The 17,437-nt window shown below is 42.3% G+C and carries 15 protein-coding genes; 10 read left to right on the plus strand and 5 right to left on the minus strand.

The features are described from left to right. Positions 1–45: 45 nt before the first annotated feature. A complete protein-coding gene (locus FGM00_RS07745) occupies positions 46–948 on the plus strand; it encodes a lysophospholipid acyltransferase family protein (RefSeq protein ID WP_138852344.1) in 903 nt (300 codons plus the stop codon). 441 nt (positions 949–1,389) lie between these two features. On the opposite strand, the gene glmM is transcribed toward FGM00_RS07745, so the two are convergent. Continuing rightward, complete coding sequence (glmM, locus tag FGM00_RS07750) at positions 1,390–2,778, minus strand: phosphoglucosamine mutase (protein ID WP_138852345.1); 1,389 nt, start codon at positions 2,776–2,778, stop codon at positions 1,390–1,392. Positions 2,779–2,852: 74 nt separating this feature from the next. On the opposite strand from glmM, the gene FGM00_RS07755 reads away from it, so the two are divergent. Beyond that, a complete protein-coding gene (locus FGM00_RS07755; protein WP_138852346.1) occupies positions 2,853–3,440 on the plus strand; it encodes an acyl carrier protein phosphodiesterase in 588 nt (195 codons plus the stop codon). Positions 3,441–3,467: 27 nt separating this feature from the next. Further along, positions 3,468–5,162: a gamma-glutamyltransferase gene (gene ggt / locus FGM00_RS07760; protein WP_138852347.1), complete on the plus strand. Its 1,695-nt coding sequence runs from the start codon at positions 3,468–3,470 to the stop codon at positions 5,160–5,162. On the opposite strand, the gene FGM00_RS07765 is transcribed toward ggt, so the two are convergent. Continuing rightward, positions 5,159–6,106: a hypothetical protein gene (locus FGM00_RS07765; protein WP_138852348.1), complete on the minus strand. Its 948-nt coding sequence runs from the start codon at positions 6,104–6,106 to the stop codon at positions 5,159–5,161. The genes ggt and FGM00_RS07765 overlap by 4 nt on opposite strands. A gap of 340 nt (positions 6,107–6,446) precedes the next feature. Here FGM00_RS07765 and FGM00_RS07770 point away from each other — a divergent pair, with 340 nt between their 5' ends. Beyond that, entirely contained in the window at positions 6,447–7,157 is a 711-nt protein-coding gene (locus FGM00_RS07770; protein ID WP_138852349.1) for a hypothetical protein, read from the plus strand. A 136-nt stretch (positions 7,158–7,293) separates the two neighbouring features. Here the strand turns inward: FGM00_RS07770 and FGM00_RS07775 are convergent, their stop codons facing one another. After that, entirely contained in the window at positions 7,294–8,370 is a 1,077-nt protein-coding gene (locus FGM00_RS07775; protein ID WP_138852350.1) for a transporter substrate-binding domain-containing protein, read from the minus strand. A gap of 111 nt (positions 8,371–8,481) precedes the next feature. On the opposite strand from FGM00_RS07775, the gene FGM00_RS07780 reads away from it, so the two are divergent. After that, positions 8,482–8,907: a GNAT family N-acetyltransferase gene (locus tag FGM00_RS07780; RefSeq protein WP_138852351.1), complete on the plus strand. Its 426-nt coding sequence runs from the start codon at positions 8,482–8,484 to the stop codon at positions 8,905–8,907. 20 nt (positions 8,908–8,927) lie between these two features. Here the strand turns inward: FGM00_RS07780 and FGM00_RS07785 are convergent, their stop codons facing one another. Beyond that, positions 8,928–9,692, minus strand: coding sequence for an XRE family transcriptional regulator (locus tag FGM00_RS07785; protein WP_138852352.1), 765 nt, complete (start codon positions 9,690–9,692; stop codon positions 8,928–8,930). Positions 9,693–9,996: 304 nt separating this feature from the next. Here FGM00_RS07785 and FGM00_RS07790 point away from each other — a divergent pair, with 304 nt between their 5' ends. The 4 genes from FGM00_RS07790 to FGM00_RS07805 all read left to right on the plus strand — a co-directional run bounded on the left by FGM00_RS07790 (position 9,997) and on the right by FGM00_RS07805 (position 13,865). After that, positions 9,997–11,259 (plus strand): putative DNA modification/repair radical SAM protein, encoded by a 1,263-nt coding sequence (locus FGM00_RS07790; protein ID WP_138852353.1) that lies wholly within the window; start codon positions 9,997–9,999, stop codon positions 11,257–11,259. Between the two features lie 98 nt (positions 11,260–11,357). Further along, positions 11,358–12,134 carry a TIGR03915 family putative DNA repair protein gene (locus tag FGM00_RS07795; RefSeq protein ID WP_138852354.1) on the plus strand — a complete coding sequence of 259 codons (777 nt, stop codon included), beginning with the start codon at positions 11,358–11,360 and terminating at the stop codon, positions 12,132–12,134. Between the two features lie 149 nt (positions 12,135–12,283). Continuing rightward, the gene (gene tcmP / locus FGM00_RS07800; RefSeq protein ID WP_138852355.1) at positions 12,284–13,138 is read left to right on the plus strand and encodes a three-Cys-motif partner protein TcmP; all 855 of its coding nucleotides are present in this window, start codon (positions 12,284–12,286) and stop codon (positions 13,136–13,138) included. Position 13,139: 1 nt separating this feature from the next. After that, positions 13,140–13,865: a DUF5131 family protein gene (locus FGM00_RS07805; RefSeq protein ID WP_138852356.1), complete on the plus strand. Its 726-nt coding sequence runs from the start codon at positions 13,140–13,142 to the stop codon at positions 13,863–13,865. Positions 13,866–13,872: 7 nt separating this feature from the next. Here FGM00_RS07805 and FGM00_RS07810 read toward each other — a convergent pair whose 3' ends face one another. Further along, positions 13,873–14,400, minus strand: coding sequence for a hypothetical protein (locus FGM00_RS07810; protein WP_138852357.1), 528 nt, complete (start codon positions 14,398–14,400; stop codon positions 13,873–13,875). Between the two features lie 122 nt (positions 14,401–14,522). Here FGM00_RS07810 and uvrA point away from each other — a divergent pair, with 122 nt between their 5' ends. Next, positions 14,523–17,354 carry an excinuclease ABC subunit UvrA gene (uvrA, locus tag FGM00_RS07815; RefSeq protein ID WP_138852358.1) on the plus strand — a complete coding sequence of 944 codons (2,832 nt, stop codon included), beginning with the start codon at positions 14,523–14,525 and terminating at the stop codon, positions 17,352–17,354. The last annotated feature ends 83 nt before the right edge of the window (positions 17,355–17,437 follow it).

A 17,437-nucleotide genomic window follows, 5' to 3' on the forward strand; every position in this document is an offset into this window, starting at 1 on the left:
ATGTTGGTGCCAAATATAGCTATATTTGCCCTCATAATTCAGTGCATGCAATTCGTCGTTTTCATTCTTGTCTATCCGTTACTTTGGATGATTTCGGTACTTCCCTACCGTGTTTTCTACTGGTTTTCGGATGGGTTCTTCTTTTTAGTCTATCGGGTAGTCGGTTACCGAAAAAAAGTAGTTCGACATAATTTGGAATTGGTATTTCCGGAAAAATCATTCGAAGAACGAAAACGTATCGAGGTCGACTTTTTTATACATATGTGCGATATGTTCATGGAAATGGTAAAAACCATGAGCCTGAGCAAAAGCGAAGTCAAAAAACGATACAACGTCCTGAATATCGAAATAATAAAAGAGATAGAAAAAGAACGAAGTATCCTGATCGTCTGCTCCCATTACGCAAATTGGGAATGGAACGTAAGCATCAACAACTACATCAATTCAAAAGGTTATGCCGTTTATCAACCTATCTCAAACACGTATTTTGATCGCTGGATTCGAAGAGTGCGCGCACGGTGGAACACCACGCTTATCACAACAAGGGAAACCACGAAAACAATTGTCAGGAACAAGCGAAATGGCATTACGGGTGTTTTCGGGATGGTAAGCGACCAATCCCCACAATGGCATCGTGCAAAATATTGGCGTGATTTCATGGGGATAACCGTGCCGGTGATCAACGGAGCTGAAATGTTGGCCCGAAAACTTGATCTTGCCGTTGTTTTCCTAAAAGTGTCTAAAGTGAAACGGGGATATTATCAGGCTGAATTCATCCCAATTACTACTTCTGGCAAAACGACCGAAAAAAATGAAATTACTGATCGATTCATCGAACTTGCCGAACAACAGATTCATGAACGGCCCGAACACTACCTGTGGACGCATAAGCGCTGGAAACATCGTAACAAGACGCCCAAGGCTTTCGCCACGACTCCAGATAATTAATTTTTTTTACGACCATACCTGACCACCAAATAGTTAAATAGTAAGCGGGGTGTACTTGGAAGGTTTGCAATGGTCAGATTCTTACGAGCCGGGTCCTCGACAGGCCTGCCGAAGGCCAGGTAGGCTCGGACTGACATCCAGCTTTTGATTCGCTATCGTACGCTCTTAGGCATCTAGTTTATAATTAGGGAAAAGTAGGGAATGGAACCCATATCAATAGTATGTACCAAGATTCATGAAAAAGTGCCAGCTAAGTAAACGATTTCGGGGCAAGCCTGCCTGACTGGAGGTAGGCCCGCAAGGCATTCGAATGAGAAAAGACCTTAGCGCGTCGAGGTCCCAATGGCTATCGGGACGAAGCATTTAAATCGCGACTATCGAGTAAAAACAGCCCGGCTAGGTGCTAGATGTATTGCCAAACAGTAAATCGACATCGGACATTTAAATCCCGGCAACTTCCTTGATCTCACTGATAATCCGATCCGCAAGTTTATCCGCTTCCGATTGGCTTTTGGCTTCCGTATAAATTCTGATTATCGGTTCTGTATTCGATTTTCGAAGGTGTACCCAGTTCTCGGCAAAATCAATCTTAACGCCATCGATAGTCGATAAATCTTCGTTTTTGTAGCTGGTGGCCATAGTTTTTAGAATGCCGTCAACGTCCAGACCGGGTGTCAATTGAATTTTTTTCTTGCTCATAAAGTAGGAAGGATAGCTTGCCCGTAATTCGGCCACCGTACCCCCTTTTTCGGCCATTAACATCAAGAATAAAGCAGTACCTACCAAAGAGTCGCGACCATAGTGACTCGCTGGATAGATAATACCCCCATTGCCTTCTCCTCCGATTACGGCATTGGTCGCTTTCATTTTGGAAACAACGTTTACTTCGCCTACTGCTGCCGCTTCATACGTACCACCATGTTTTTGGGTAATATCGCGTAAGGCCCGCGAAGAAGATAAATTGGAAACCGTATTTCCTTTCGTCTTTCCGAGTACATAGTCTGCACAGGCCACTAAGGTATACTCTTCCCCGAACATTTCCCCGTCGTTGCTGATAAAAGCCAATCGATCTACATCCGGATCGACAACGATTCCGAAATCGGCCTTCTCTTTGACTACCAGCGCGCAGATATCCGCCAAATGCTCTCTTAAAGGTTCCGGATTGTGCGGAAATTGACCCGTTGGCTCACAATACAATTCGACCACATCAACACCAAGCGCATCCAACAGTCGGGGAATGGCAATACCTCCTGTAGAGTTCACCCCGTCGACCACTACCTTGAACTTTTCTTTGCGAATGGTATCCGCATCAATCAAATCCAAAGCCAAGACTTCATCAATGTGTATATCGATATAAGCCTCATTACGAGTAATTTCTCCCAAATCATCCACCTCACAAAAATCAAAATCCTCCTTTTCAGCGATTTCCAAAATCTTTGCTCCTTGGGCAGCATCTAAGAATTCACCTTTCTCGTTCAGTAATTTCAGGGCGTTCCATTGTTTGGGATTATGACTAGCCGTTAGTATGATGCCCCCGTCAGCATTTTCCAAGGGTACGGCAATCTCTACGGTCGGCGTTGTCGAAAGATCTAAATCGACCACATCGATGCCCAATCCCATTAGCGTTGAGACCACAAGGTTCTGAATCATTTCCCCGGACAAACGGGCATCTCTCCCAATGACCACCTTTAAATCCGATTTGCCGGCGTAATCCTTCAGCCAAATACCGTAAGCCGCTGCGAACTTTACCGCATCTATGGGAGTTAAATTGTCGCCTGGCTTCCCTCCTATGGTGCCTCGTATTCCGGATATCGATTTGATCAGTGTCATAGTTCCTTAAAAGTTTTTGCAAATATACCGATCTCGATGCAATCCTAATGTTTGCAATTTGTAAATTCGACAACATGAATTTTTTAGCACATATTTATCTGTCTTTCGGCGATACCGAAATCACCATTGGGAATTTTATAGCAGATAGTATTCGGGGCAACAAATACCAGCATTTGCCCAAACGTGTGCAACAGGGCATAGTACTGCATCGGGAAATCGATACGTTTACCGATAGCCATCCTATCCCTAGAAAAAGTAGCAAGCGACTGCACAAGAATTACAGTCATTACAGCAGGGTCATCGTCGATATTTTCTATGACCATTTTTTAGCCAAGAACTGGTCCCGTTATTCCGAGGTACCGTTGACCCTATTCGTAGAGGAGTTCTATGATCTTTTGGAAAACAACTACGAAATCCTGCCCGAAGGCATTAAACGAATGATGCCCTATATGATCAGTGATAATTGGATTTTCAATTATTCCAAAATCGAAGGAATCGGCAAGGTACTCAACGGAATGAACCGCAGAACCCAGAATAAATCGAAAATGAACTTCGCCATTCTCGACCTAGAAGAGCATTACTCCGAATTCGAAAGCGAGTTCACCAACTTTTTCGATGAATTGATCACCTTCTCGAAACAGAAATATAGTTCCCTAAAATAATACTTTTGACTACTAATTATTAAAGACATGAATTCAATTAAAACGTATCTCCTCACCTTTTTATTGATTACCCTTTTTGTAAACTGCAAAAGACAACCCGCCGTCCCAACAGGTCTGGTTACCGAGAAGGCAATGGTTGTCTCTGCTCGTGAAGAGGCGTCTAAAATCGGCGTAGAAATCCTAAAAAAAGGTGGGAATGCCTTTGATGCCATGGTAGCGACCGAAATGGCACTTGTCGTTGCCTATCCTTTTGCCGGTAATCTCGGTGGTGGCGGATTTATGGTCTATAGAATGGCCGATGGCGATGTGGGCGCCTTGGATTATCGCGAAAAAGCACCTTTGTCCGCCCATAAAGATATGTATCTCGATTCTCTTGGGAATGTAATTCCGGATATGAGTACCAAAGGTGCAACCGCTGTGGGCGTTCCGGGAACAGTAGCGGGAATAATGGAGGTGCACGAAAAATTCGGGTCTTTACCGCTGGAAGAGATTTTCGAACCTGTCATTGCCTTGGCAGAAAAGGGAATCGTGGTCACCGAAAATCAAGCCGCTCGTTTTGAGAATTACAAAGACCTCATTCTGCAAGTAAACGATAGTGTCACGACTTTCCCCATAGGCTGTAAGGCTGGCGACATCGTAAAATATCCCGCATTGGCCCGAACCATGCGTCTGATCGCCAAAAACGGTCGAGATGGATTTTACAAAGGGGAAACGGCAAAGACCTTGTCGGCATTCATTCAAGAAAAGGGAGGTTATATCACCGAAGAGGACTTGGAGAAGTACGAGGCCAAGTGGCGCCAGCCGATTATTTTCAACTACAAAGATCTTAGAATCGTCTCTATGAGTCCACCCAGTAGTGGGGGTGTGACCATTAACCAAATTTTTAAAATGATAGAACCTTACGAGCTTGCGAAATTCGGTCATAATTCCGAAAAGGCCATTCAATTGTTTACCGAGGCCTCAAGAAGGGCATATGCGGACCGTAACTACTATTTGGGTGATCCTGATTTTACATCAATTCCTTTGGACGTGCTATTAAGCAAAAGCTATCTGGAGGGACGGATGGAAAATTTCACTTTTGAAACTGCGACAAAATCTTCCGAGGTCGCCCATGGTTCCGTCGAAATCGTAGAAAGTATGGAAACGACCCACTACTCTATCGTAGATGAACAGGGCAATGCCGTATCGGTCACCACGACCTTGAACGGAGCGTATGGCTCTAAATTGTATTGTGATGAACTCGGATTCTTTTTGAATAATGAAATGGATGATTTTAGTGCCAAGGCCGGGGTAGCGAATATGTTCGGGCTTATCGGCGCCGAAGCGAACAGTATAGCACCCGAGAAACGCATGTTGAGCAGTATGACGCCCACGATTGTCGAGAAAGAGGGTCAATTGTATATGGTGGTAGGCACACCAGGTGGGTCTACGATAATTACCGCTGTAGCACAGACCATTTTAAACGCCTATGAATTCAATTTAAGCATGCAGGAGGCCGTAAATGCCCCACGTTTTCACCATCAATGGTTGCCCGATGTCGTGGTTTTTGAACCTCAAGGTTTTTCTGCAGATCTCAAAGAGAACCTAAAAGCCAAAGGATACTTTATAAACGAAGAACGGACCCCCATAATTGGGAAAGTTGATGCGATTCGCGTGCTTGAAGATGGCACGTTAGAGGGTGGAGCCGATAAACGGGGCGATGATACCGCTATTGGTTATTAAACGGTCAGCCCTATTTTATTCAGTAAAATATGCTCCGAGGCGAAGCTACCGAAAGAAACATCGTTTACTATTACGAGATGATGTATCTCAAAACCAAATTCCACCCAATGCCACTGACCACGTTCAACACGGCGGATGGAGTTTGAGGCACTTGTACCACCTCCAGTTTCGGAAAATGAGCGATGAAATGTGGTATCTAAGCCCGGTATGACATTGATGCCCCTTGCTTCACCACCTAAGGTGAACCAGGCAGTAGATCCACCACTTCCGAAGACGCGACAGCGGGGCACGACCAATGTACTATGGGCTTCGATTTCGCTATTGCCGAACTCATTATAGTTGTAAGTACTCAAGGTACTTTTTAGTGTATCTACATCAAAATTCAAAACCAGGGTGCCACTTCTTTCCGGCATATATAGGCAACTAAAGGAAGGGAACAACCTGGTCAATATAATCTCATTATCTGAGGTTCCCTCCATCATTAGTTGGGTATTGGCTACGATGGTACCACATCGCTCATCGGCGTGAACATAGTTCTCCAGTACCATTTGGTCCGCATTGGTGGTGAAAGCTTCATCAGGTAACGGCCTTGACAATACCCAAAACTGATTCAACTCACTACGGTCCGCATAGTGTAGCGGTACGTAGTCCTTGTTTTTCCGTTTAGGAATACACTCTGATTGCAATTTGAACAGTGAGTTCTCCTGCAATGCAGCGAGATCCCTGTAAAAAGAGCCATAAGTTCTTTCTCGTTTGGAACGGGTCACCCCACTTTTTAATTTTAACCGATGTGCGTCGGTCAGCTCACTTAGCTGCCTGTAATACGCCTTTAATCTCTTTTTCTCCTCTAAATCACTTTTCTTCCTTGCCGTTAAATATGTTTTTAAAAGACCCGAGGTTTCCAGTAATTGGGAAATCGATTGATACTTGTCTACCTTTTTCATGATATTGTTTTCACCCTTTTACGTATATTCATAGCTTTATACACAAAAGGTTAACTTTCAGTTTGATTACATCAGTTGAAAGGAGTGTTTCCCTTTAACTGGCAGCCTATAAAAACTAGTGATTTTCGACTCAATGAAAGTTCGGCGACTATTAAATTAAAAAAAGTGAAGGTTTCTTTTGGATGCGAGACGAAGGAATAGTCAAAAGTGCAAACACCACAGTCGGTTTCAGACTTTTTTTGTTGTCCTCTGTATTCCTTCTTCCAGTTCGTTTGGTGGAGGGAATAGCACGAAGTCTTTAGGCAAACCGAATAGTTATACATTTCCATAATTCACTCCAATGAGGTTAATAGTAAAATTCTTAAAAATATGTGGCGTACTGTTTTTAATTCTCTTAATTGCATTTGGCGTGCTCTACCTGATTTACGACCAGCCTCTACCAAAAGGCAAAACGGGTCCACAAGCTGACACCTTGGCCCAAAAGATGCTTGCCGCAATCAATAACGAACAATACCAAAAGACCCGTTTCTTGGAATGGTCCTATGTCGGCGGCCGGCATCAGTATAAGTGGGATAAGGAAAATGGAAAAGTAACCGTTTCTTGGAATGATTTTAAAGTACTGCTGAACCTGTATATGCCCGACAAAAGTGCGGTTTTCGAAAACGGGGTTGAAATCATCGGTGATAATCGCTCAGAATTGATCGAAACCGCCATCTCCTATTTTAACAATGATTCTTTTTGGTTGGTAGCGCCCTTTAAGGTTTTCGATAAAGGAACTAGCCGCAGTCTGGTAGCTTTGGAAGACGGTAGCAATGGACTTTTGGTCACCTATTCCGAAGGGGGAACCACGCCCGGTGATGCTTATTTGTGGAAATTGAACGACAGTGGTTTTCCAATCAGCTATCAAATGTGGGTCAAAATTATTCCTATCGGGGGGCTCGAGGCCACTTGGGATGATTGGAAGATTATGGAAAATGGCTTGTTCTTACCGACCTCCCACGAACTCGGTCCGATAACGTTGAGCATGGGAGAGGTCAGGGCCTATGATTAACTTTTTGGTTTCGAGTAAATGTAGGTAAAACGAATTCACACTTTAGCATAGCACCGAAATTCGTATGATAGATCGTGGCTTGTGCTTAGTTCACACTAAATAAGGGGAATACCGTATTCCGAGCATCTGAAATCCTCTAAAATTCTTTAAGGCCATATTCGCTCAACACGATTTGCCAGCCCTCGGTTTCCATAATCTCCAAAATACGCTGAGAAATAGTTTGTTCTAACTCGGGCTTTGCCTTGGTGATACCGAAAGCATAAAATTGAATATCGAACTTAATAGGAAGAATAGCTAAATCTTTCAGCGAGGAATCTTGTTGAATGCGATATTTGAGGATGGGTTCATCGTAGGCAAAAGCTTCTATCTTTTTATCCCTCAAATCGGTGAGGCCGGCGGAAACATTCGGATACGCCTTGATATTTTTGAAGAACTGGGTCCGCAGAAACTGTTCCGTACCCGTATTCTTGACCGAGCCCACCGCACGTTCTTTAAATTCGCTAAAACCTTCGGCATTGTTATTTAACTGGTCGATCGTAAGACTAGATGCAATACCTGCCGTTAACCCAGAGATAAACAATAAGCCGGTAAACATTAAAACAAGAGCGGCCAACTTGCCAAAACCCGTTTTGGGCGCTTTATCACCATAACCGACAGTGGTCAGGGTAACGGCCGACCACCATAGACCATCCCAAATACCCTTGGCACCCCCGCGAAAGTGCTCGGGGTTTTCGCGTTTTTCAAAATACCATCCCAACAGCCCAAACAAAAGGATGATGCCCAAGAGGAGTAGAAAACCTTTCAAAACATTGGTGTTGAAAAAACCTTTTACGAATTGAACGATTTCTTCGAAGGAGGATTGTTCCGCAATAGCAATGGTGGCGTTCGAGGCGTAAAAAGAATGGGTGAACTCCATGCGCTTACTGCGTTCTCCGGTAATGGTCAGTGGGTTGATGCTTACATCGATCGAACCATTGGATAAGGAGTCAAGCATATCCGAAAAATTCATTGGCATCAATTTGTACTTGAGGTCCAAGTCTTTGGCTACCCGACGCCAAAGCCACATATTGATCCCCTCTAAGCGATTGTTTTTTTGGATAATAAATGGAGGTGCCGTGGTATAACCGACGATAAGTGTATCGTTGGGAATTTCTTGGGCTTTTATGGGTAGACAGCTTATTGTCAAAATCCATAGTAAAAAAAGTCTGGTCATATTTTCTTGTCGATTGTAATTAAATATACAATATTTAGGCTACTCAACGCGCAAGGCGAAACCAAGAAATGGATGGGCAAATCGAGCGTCGTCTGAAAACAAATCAATCATATGGAAATAGAACTGCTGCAATCCACGAAGCTAACCTTAAGCATACAAGATCAGGTTTCAAAAATTTATGAACAGTTGAACCCCAATATCGTACAGCGCCCGTTGGTACAGATACTTCAAAATGAAAACAAGGTTATTGTAGCGGTATGCCGTGAACAAGAAGCTGTTATCGGGATAGCGCTTTTAGCCACCTATACCGTCATTTCCGGTCATCGCGGCATGGTAGAAGATGTTGTCGTTGATGAAGCACACCGAGGAAAAGGCATCGGTAGAAAACTAATGCAAAAGCTATTGGAAGAGGCTAAATATCGAAATTTGGACGAAGTATTACTATTTACCGGACATCACCGTTCTGCGGCCATCAATTTATACAAAAGTCTAGGCTTTACATTGCGGGAGAGTGGACTTTATAATTTAAAGCTGTAAACCGGGCAGGCAAATTTACTCTACACCTTTTTAACATGCTTAAACTGGCTTTTTAGCTCGTCCATCGATTCCTGTAATTGTCTCAGGAGACCGGTTTCGGAAGTAGCATCGAGACCAAAGGTAATTTTACTGTTCACCTCCCACATCTCCTGAATCTGGAAAGGCTTGATTTCATAAGGCGGATAACTTTCGTTCAATGACACCAAAGTAACATTGTTCGAATTGGGCTTTCGTTCGATTTTCTTGACCAAAACGGCATCCTCCAGCACCACAACATACATTTTATTCGCACTTACATTATCAATATGTTCGCAAGCACGGGCCAACACCCAATCTCCGGGTTTTAAATTAGGCACCATACTATCACCCTCTACCTGAAAACCGCGATATGTGGCATTCCGAAATTCAGGAATAGGCAAATCAAAAGCTGGTAATTGCTCGTACCAGCTCGTATCGGCAATGTTCTGTGGGTATCCCGCTGCCGCTCTCGCGTTGACCAACACCATATTGTCCCGGTTCTCGGAATCAACGGTCACGACTTTGGGAATAACACTGACATTTGAGGGCTGTAACAATTTCTCCTCACTTTCCCCAAACAACCAAAGCGGATTGATTTTGAACTGCTTCAACAATTCAGCGACCACCTTACCCGAAAGTTTTGTCCGGCCCCGCTCAATATCGGCGGTAGTACTGGAAATACCCAATAACTTTGCAAATTCCGCCTGGGTATAACCTAAATCTCGTCTAATGTCGATAAAGCGTTTTAAAGTGAGTTCGTTTTCCATAAAAAAAATCGTTTAAGTATCGTTATTGAGTCGGTTTAATCTATTTGTATCGTTACATAATCACATTATCAGAAGCGTTAGGATAACTTTATCCTACTCGCCCAACCTTTTGCACCGACTTTAAGAGAACCCGGGCAACCATTTAAAATTCAACATATTAGCGTTAAAAATCGAATCAAAATCAGCCCTTCTATCCTTTCAAATATACAAATTATGGATTATATCCAAAAAATAATATGGAATATTTCCATAATTAGGAATATTTCCATAATTTTGGATTAATTACATAATATCTCATTTCCCTATGTCTTTTGAAAGAGTCCGTGAAAAGTTAAACATACTGGCCGATGCCGCTAAATATGACGTGTCCTGTTCAAGTAGCGGGAGTATACGCACGAACAAGAACAAAGGGTTGGGAAATAGCAGTGGCATGGGTATCTGCCATAGCTACACCGAGGACGGTAGGTGCGTATCCTTATTGAAGATATTGTTGACGAACTATTGCATCTTTGATTGTGCTTATTGCGTAACGCGCAAGAGTAATGATATTAAAAGGGCTGCTTTTAAGATTCAAGAAGTGGTCGATTTGACGATTAATTTTTACCGCCGTAATTATATTGAAGGCCTTTTCTTAAGTTCGGGAATCTTCAAGAATCCAGATTTTACCATGGAACGGCTTGTCGCGGTCGCGAAGAAATTGAGGTTGGAGGAAAATTTTAACGGATACATTCATTTGAAATCCATACCCGGAGCAAGCGATGAATTAATGTTTGAAGCTGGATTGTACGCCGATAGATTATCCGTAAATATTGAAATACCTACTATTTCAGGTCTTAAACTGTTGGCACCCGACAAAAAGCACGAAGATTTTACCAAGCCCATGCTCAAGGTGAAAAATGAAATCGTGCGCTACAAATCGGAACGAAAAATCATTAAAAATACCCCGAAATACGCTCCTGCCGGCCAAAGCACACAAATGATTATCGGGGCCACGGGCGAGTCCGACAAGGATATCATGTATTCAGCCACGCATTATTACAAGAACTATAACATGAAACGGGTGTATTATTCGGGGTATGTGCCAGTGGCAGAGGACAGTCGTTTACCGTCCATCGGCTCTCAGGTACCTATGTTGCGAGAGAACAGGCTCTATCAAACGGATTGGTTATTGCGCTTTTACGGATTCGATATTAGGGAGATTTTAAATAATTCCACTCCTAATCTGGATATCGATATCGACCCCAAGTTAGGTTGGGCCTTACGCAATCTGAATCATTTTCCGGTAGATATCAATACCGCCGATAAGCGGATGCTGGCGCGCATACCGGGTGTGGGTATGCAGTCTGTAAATAGAATTTTAAAAGCGAGAAAATTTCGAAGATTGGATCGGGAGCACCTCAAGCGAATGGGGGTTGCCTTGAACAGGGCCAAGTATTTCATGGTTTGCGGTGCCAAGAATTGGGAAACGAAAGACTTACAACCCGAAACCATCAAAGGTCTCATTTTGCAAAGCTCTCAGGGGAAGTTCAGAAATAAATACAGCAGTCAACTAAGTTTGTTTAACTAAAGGCGATATGATTGCGATTTTGCACGTAGCGAAGAGGGAACAACTCACGACAGAGTTAAAATATAAGTATCAGTTATCACACATTAAAATCGTTACCTATGGAAACAGCTAGAATTTTGATTTATGATGGAAGTTTCAACGGATTTTTAACTTCGGTATTCAAGGCATTTGATGAGAAAATCGTGGTATCCGATATTCAATCCAATGCGATTTCTCAAAGTGGACTATTTTCCGAGACTGAAACCGTTTTTACACAAATGGATCTGGCGAAGCGGGTCTGGAACGGTATTCAACGAAAAAGTAATTTGGCCATAAAGAACATCTATTTCGCTTTTTTAAGCGGCCAGAAAGGGATTGAGCTTCAGTTGTATCGATACATTCTTAAACTATTTGCCAAAAAACAATCCATCGCTACCGACTATGCCGATGAAATTGTGATGAAAATAAGTCAATTGGCAAAAAGTGTCGGCAGGGAGAAGCATCGTATGGAGGCATTTGTGCGGTTTCAGTTGACCCAGGATGGTATTTATTTCGCCAACATAGAGCCTGACTTTGATGTTTTGCCTTTGATCTCGAAGCATTTTCGCTCGCGCTATGCCGACCAACAATGGATTATCTATGATGTAAAGCGCAAATACGGACTCTTTTATAATATGGAGTCCGTTGAAATCGTGACGTTGGATTTAGAAGAAGTGTATACGAACAGTATTCAGAAAAACAAGGCATTTACAAATGAGGAGTACGATTATCAAGATTTGTGGAACGATTATTTTAAAAGCACCAATATCAAATCACGGATTAATAAAAAATTGCATACCCAACATGTGCCCAAACGGTATTGGAAGTATTTGAGCGAGAAGAAAGAGGCCGTTTGATTGACTTGATGGCTGACCTTCACCTAAAAATGTAACTCTTAACACTGATTCCGTTTTTTCAAAGTGATTTAGATATTTGCGAAAGAAACAATTGGGTTATCTTTAACAGGAAATGACCTATTAATATCATTTGCTATTAAAATTAAACTATGAATTTCTTCGGAGGAAATTGGACTGAAGCAAAAATTGAAATTCTCGTGGAATATGCTTTTGCATATTTGACAATAATGAATAAATATGCTCCAAAATTCGGTTGGAAGCTTTTGTATTTCGACGGTTTCGCGGGCAGTGGCTTTATAACAAAAGGCTCTGAGGAGAATAGGAAAATAATTATCGGTGCCGCTCAACGAATATTGGATTTGGAAGAACCTCGTTCATTTGACCAATATTATTTTGTTGAAAAGGATTCTGACAATGCGCAACAGCTAAGAAGTTTGACCTCGGGATACGATAAAAACACATACGTGGTTAATGAAGACTGCAATAATAAGATTCAATCTCTGGCAAAGTTTCTTAATTCTTCAGATGGAAAAAACCATAGGGTTTTGGCATATATAGATCCTTGTAGGATGCAAGTAAAATGGGATTCGCTAGCTTCTTTAAAAGAATCAAATGTCGATGTATGGATTTTAGTTCCAACGGGTATGGGAGTGAACAGATTACTTAAAAATGATGGAAAAATATCTGAAGCATGGATTAAACGTCTTGAGAAATTTTTAGGCTTGACCAAAGAAGATATTTTAAATCATTTTTATAAGTCAACACAAGTTCAAACTTTGTTTGGAGAAGATGAAATTGTTATGACCAAAGAAGAAAGAGCAATTGAAAAATCTGCTGATTTATATAAGAAAAGGCTTGGTGAGCTTTTTAATTATGTTACTAGACCATATATTTTAAAAAATAGTTCAAATTCAATTATGTTTCATTTCTTTATGGTGTCGAATAATAAAAATGCTGTTAGTATTGCCGACGATATTATAAAGAAATACAATAATCAAAACTAATATGGCACAGTCTAGTATTGAATGGACGGAAATGACATGGAACCCTACAACCGGCTGCTCTAAAGTGAGTCAAGGGTGTAAATACTGTTATGCAGAGGTAATGTCTAAAAGATTGCATGCGATGGGTCTAGATAAATATAAAGACAACTTTAAGGTCCGAACACATGAATCTGCTTTAAAAACACCTTTTACTTGGAAAAAACCTAAAATTGTATTTGTCAACTCCATGAGTGATTTATTTCATCCGGAAGTACCTCTAAGCTTCATAAAAAAAGTTTTTGAAGTAATGAACGAGAACAATCAACACATCTTTCAAGTTCTTACGAAACGAGGGGGTAGATTATACGAATTACATGAAGAGCTCAACTGGACTCCAAATATTTGGATGGGCGTTTCCGTAGAGAGCCAAGATGTAGAAAATCGTATTGAATTTCTGAGAAAAATAAACGCTAAGACTAAATTCCTGTCTCTAGAACCTTTAATCGGTCCTTTGCCAAATTTAAACTTAGAAAATATCGACTGGGTCATCGTCGGCGGTGAAAGTGGAAGAAGGCCAAGACCAATTAAAGTCGATTGGGTTGTTGATATAAAAAATCAATGTAAAAAATCAAAAGTCGCCTTTTTCTTCAAGCAATGGGGTGGTACCAATAAAAAGAAAAGCGGACGTTCTTTGAATGGAAGGACTTATAGTGAAATGCCAAAAATAAAAGGAACGATAGCTGCTTAATAAAGCACTATTTTGTTCGTTCCCCTACGAAGGTGTCACTTTGGTTCTTGAACAGCACATTAAAGGTGGTTAGGCTACCATAAATTCGAGTGATGTATTGCTGTAAGTCTACTTTTTCCTGATCATCAAGATTTTTACTGGCGTTTATTTTTTGTTCCATTACTCGAATACGGTCGCGCACCATTACTATTTTATGAAAGAAAGTGTCCATGGTAATTTCCTTGCTCGATAAACTGCTATCGCCTGGGGTCAGTACGAGACTACCGCCTTTCCATTTGTCGGCAATTGGTGTCAGCGATGAGGTATCGCTCCATCGTCGCAATATGGCGATAAGCGATTGTTCCACGTCCGAAAAACTAACGGTATCCAATTCATCGGTAACCCCCTCTATCACTTCAAAATCGGAATCGATACCAATGGTTTCCAAACCATTTTCCATAAAAGTGACCCAATAATGTTTTGATGTGACATTGGTAACCACCCCTTTACCAAATTCGGTATGGTTTATTCTAGAACCTATTCCCAAAAGCTGCATCCGTTCTCTATTTAGTATGAACGGACAAATTTATGGGCTGGCGTTCAATTAACAAAAACTAAACTACCCCAACTACGATTTTAGGTGTCAAAGCCGTACTTTTGCAACTTTGTCCAATTTATATGATAAACTACGAGGAAAACATAGAAGTCAAAGGGGCCAGGGTACATAATCTAAAGAATTTGGATGTTACCATACCCCGGGAAAAATTAGTGGTGATTACAGGGCTTTCCGGTAGTGGAAAATCGTCGCTTGCCTTTGATACTATCTATGCCGAGGGACAGCGTCGCTATATCGAGACCTTCTCGGCTTATGCGCGCCAGTTTTTAGGTGGTTTGGAACGCCCTGATGTCGATAAAATCGATGGTCTCTCGCCCGTCATCGCCATTGAACAAAAAACAACGAGCAAATCGCCACGTTCAACGGTAGGGACCATAACCGAAATCTATGATTTTCTAAGACTTCTCTTTGCCCGCGCTGGAGACGCCTACAGCTATAATACGGGCGAAAAGATGGTGAGTTATAGCGATGCCCAGATTAAGGACCTGATCATCGAATCTTTCGCGGATAAAAAAATCAACATTCTTGCCCCTGTTATCAGGTCGCGGAAAGGGCATTATAGAGAGCTTTTTGAACAAATCGGGAAACAAGGTTTTGTTAAAGTTCGCGTCGACGGCGAGATTCTTGACATCGTCAAGGGAATGAAAGTCGACCGCTATAAGACCCACGATATCGAAATCGTCATCGATCGACTTAAAGTTAAGGAATCCGATGAATTGGACAAACGCTTGTCCGAAACCATCAATACCGCTATGTATAGTGGCAACGATGTGCTTATGGTCTTAGAAGAAGGACAGGTCGAACCGCGTTTCTTCAGTCGGGATCTGATGTGTCCCTCTACCGGTATTTCGTATCCATCGCCGGAACCGAATACGTTTTCATTCAATTCGCCAAAAGGTATGTGCCCTGAATGCAATGGGTTGGGGCATGTATACGAAGTAAACGAGAACAAAATATTTCCAGATAAAAAGCTTTCCATAAAAGCAGGGGGTATTGCACCTTTGGGGGCATACAAAAAATCGTGGGCTTTTAAACAAATCGAAACGATAGCGCAGCGCTATGAATTCGAAATGACGGATGCAATTGCAAAAATACCCGAAGAAGCGCTGAATGTACTCTTGAACGGGGGGCTTGAAACCTTCGAGGTAGACTCGAAGACACTCGGCGTAAAGCGCACTTATAAAATCGATTACGAAGGCATATCGAATTTTATCAAGAACCAGTTTGAAGCTGCCGAATCTACTTCCATAAAGCGTTGGGCCAAGGAATATATGGATAAGGTTAGCTGTCCGCGTTGCGAAGGTTCCCGTCTTCGAAAGGAGTCGCTTAATTTTAAGGTAAACGAAAAGAATATTGCTGAACTGGCGCATCTCGATATCACCGACCTTGCCCTTTTCTTTGAAGATTTGGAGAGTACTTTACAAGGGAACCAATTTAAGATAGCCGAAGAAATCATTAAGGAAATTAGAACCCGTATCCGATTTTTGTTGGATGTTGGCCTGGACTACCTTTCCCTGAACCGAAGTTCAAAATCGCTTTCCGGTGGGGAGGCGCAGCGCATTCGCTTAGCGACGCAGATAGGTTCGCAATTGGTAGGTGTGCTTTATATCCTTGATGAACCGAGCATTGGCCTTCACCAGAGGGATAACGACAGGTTGATCAGGTCGTTGGAATCGCTACGGGATATCGGTAATTCCGTAATCGTGGTAGAACACGATCGCGACATGATCGAAAGGGCCGACCATGTAATCGATATTGGGCCAAGAGCAGGCCGTCATGGTGGTGAGATTATCTCGGAAGGTACCCCGGCCAATTTAAAAGCGCATCAGACGCTCACCGCGGATTATATTAACGGAAAAAAAGAAATTGCGGTTCCCCAAAAACGAAGGAAGGGAAATGGCAAGAAAATAAAGCTCTCGGGCTGTACAGGAAACAATTTAAAGAACGTTTCCATCGAATTGCCCCTCGGTAAGATGATCGGGGTTACCGGAGTTTCCGGTAGCGGCAAATCCACTTTGATCAACGAGACCCTCTACCCTATCATGAACGCACACTATTTCAATGGTGTAAAAAAACCGATGCCCTATAAAAAAATCACGGGTCTGGAGCATATCGATAAGGTTATCGATATCAACCAAAGTCCGATCGGGCGAACACCGCGTTCCAATCCGGCAACCTATACAGGGGTTTTTAGTGAAATACGTGCCCTCTTTACCAAAACCCCGGAAGCGGCTATTCGGGGTTATAAACCAGGCCGATTTAGCTTTAATGTAAAGGGTGGTCGCTGTGAAACCTGCCAAGGCGGCGGATTGCGGGTGATAGAAATGAACTTCTTACCCGATGTTTACGTAGATTGTGAAACCTGTAACGGCAAACGATTCAATCGGGAGACCTTGGAGATTCGTTACAAGGGCAAATCAATTGCCGACGTTTTGGAGATGACCATCAATGAAGCCGTCGATTTTTTTGAATTGATTCCCAAAATCCATAGAAAACTAAAGACGATACAAGACGTAGGCTTGGGGTATATTTCGTTGGGGCAACAGTCTACCACCTTGTCGGGAGGTGAGGCACAACGGATAAAGCTGGCAACAGAGCTATCAAAAAGGGACACTGGAAATACTTTTTATATCTTGGACGAGCCGACGACAGGTCTCCATTTTGAAGATATTCGTGTGCTGATGGAAGTTTTGAACAGATTGGTAGACAAAGGAAACACCATCCTGGTTATCGAGCATAATATGGACGTCATAAAAATGACCGATTATATTATCGATATAGGATATGAGGGTGGCCGCGGAGGCGGAATGGTGGTTGCAAAAGGCAAACCCGAAGAAGTAGCAAAAGATAAAAAAAGTTATACGGCAAGCTTTTTGAAGAAGGAATTGCGATAAGGACTTCAAAAAGCGAGGCAAATTGCGAATAAGCTTTCCTTTTGAGATGATTTCGAAAAAGGCCTGCAAATGACAATAAAACA

Origin of the sequence: Aggregatimonas sangjinii, from assembly GCF_005943945.1 — a bacterium.
Lineage (GTDB): Bacteria > Bacteroidota > Bacteroidia > Flavobacteriales > Flavobacteriaceae > Pelagihabitans > Pelagihabitans sangjinii.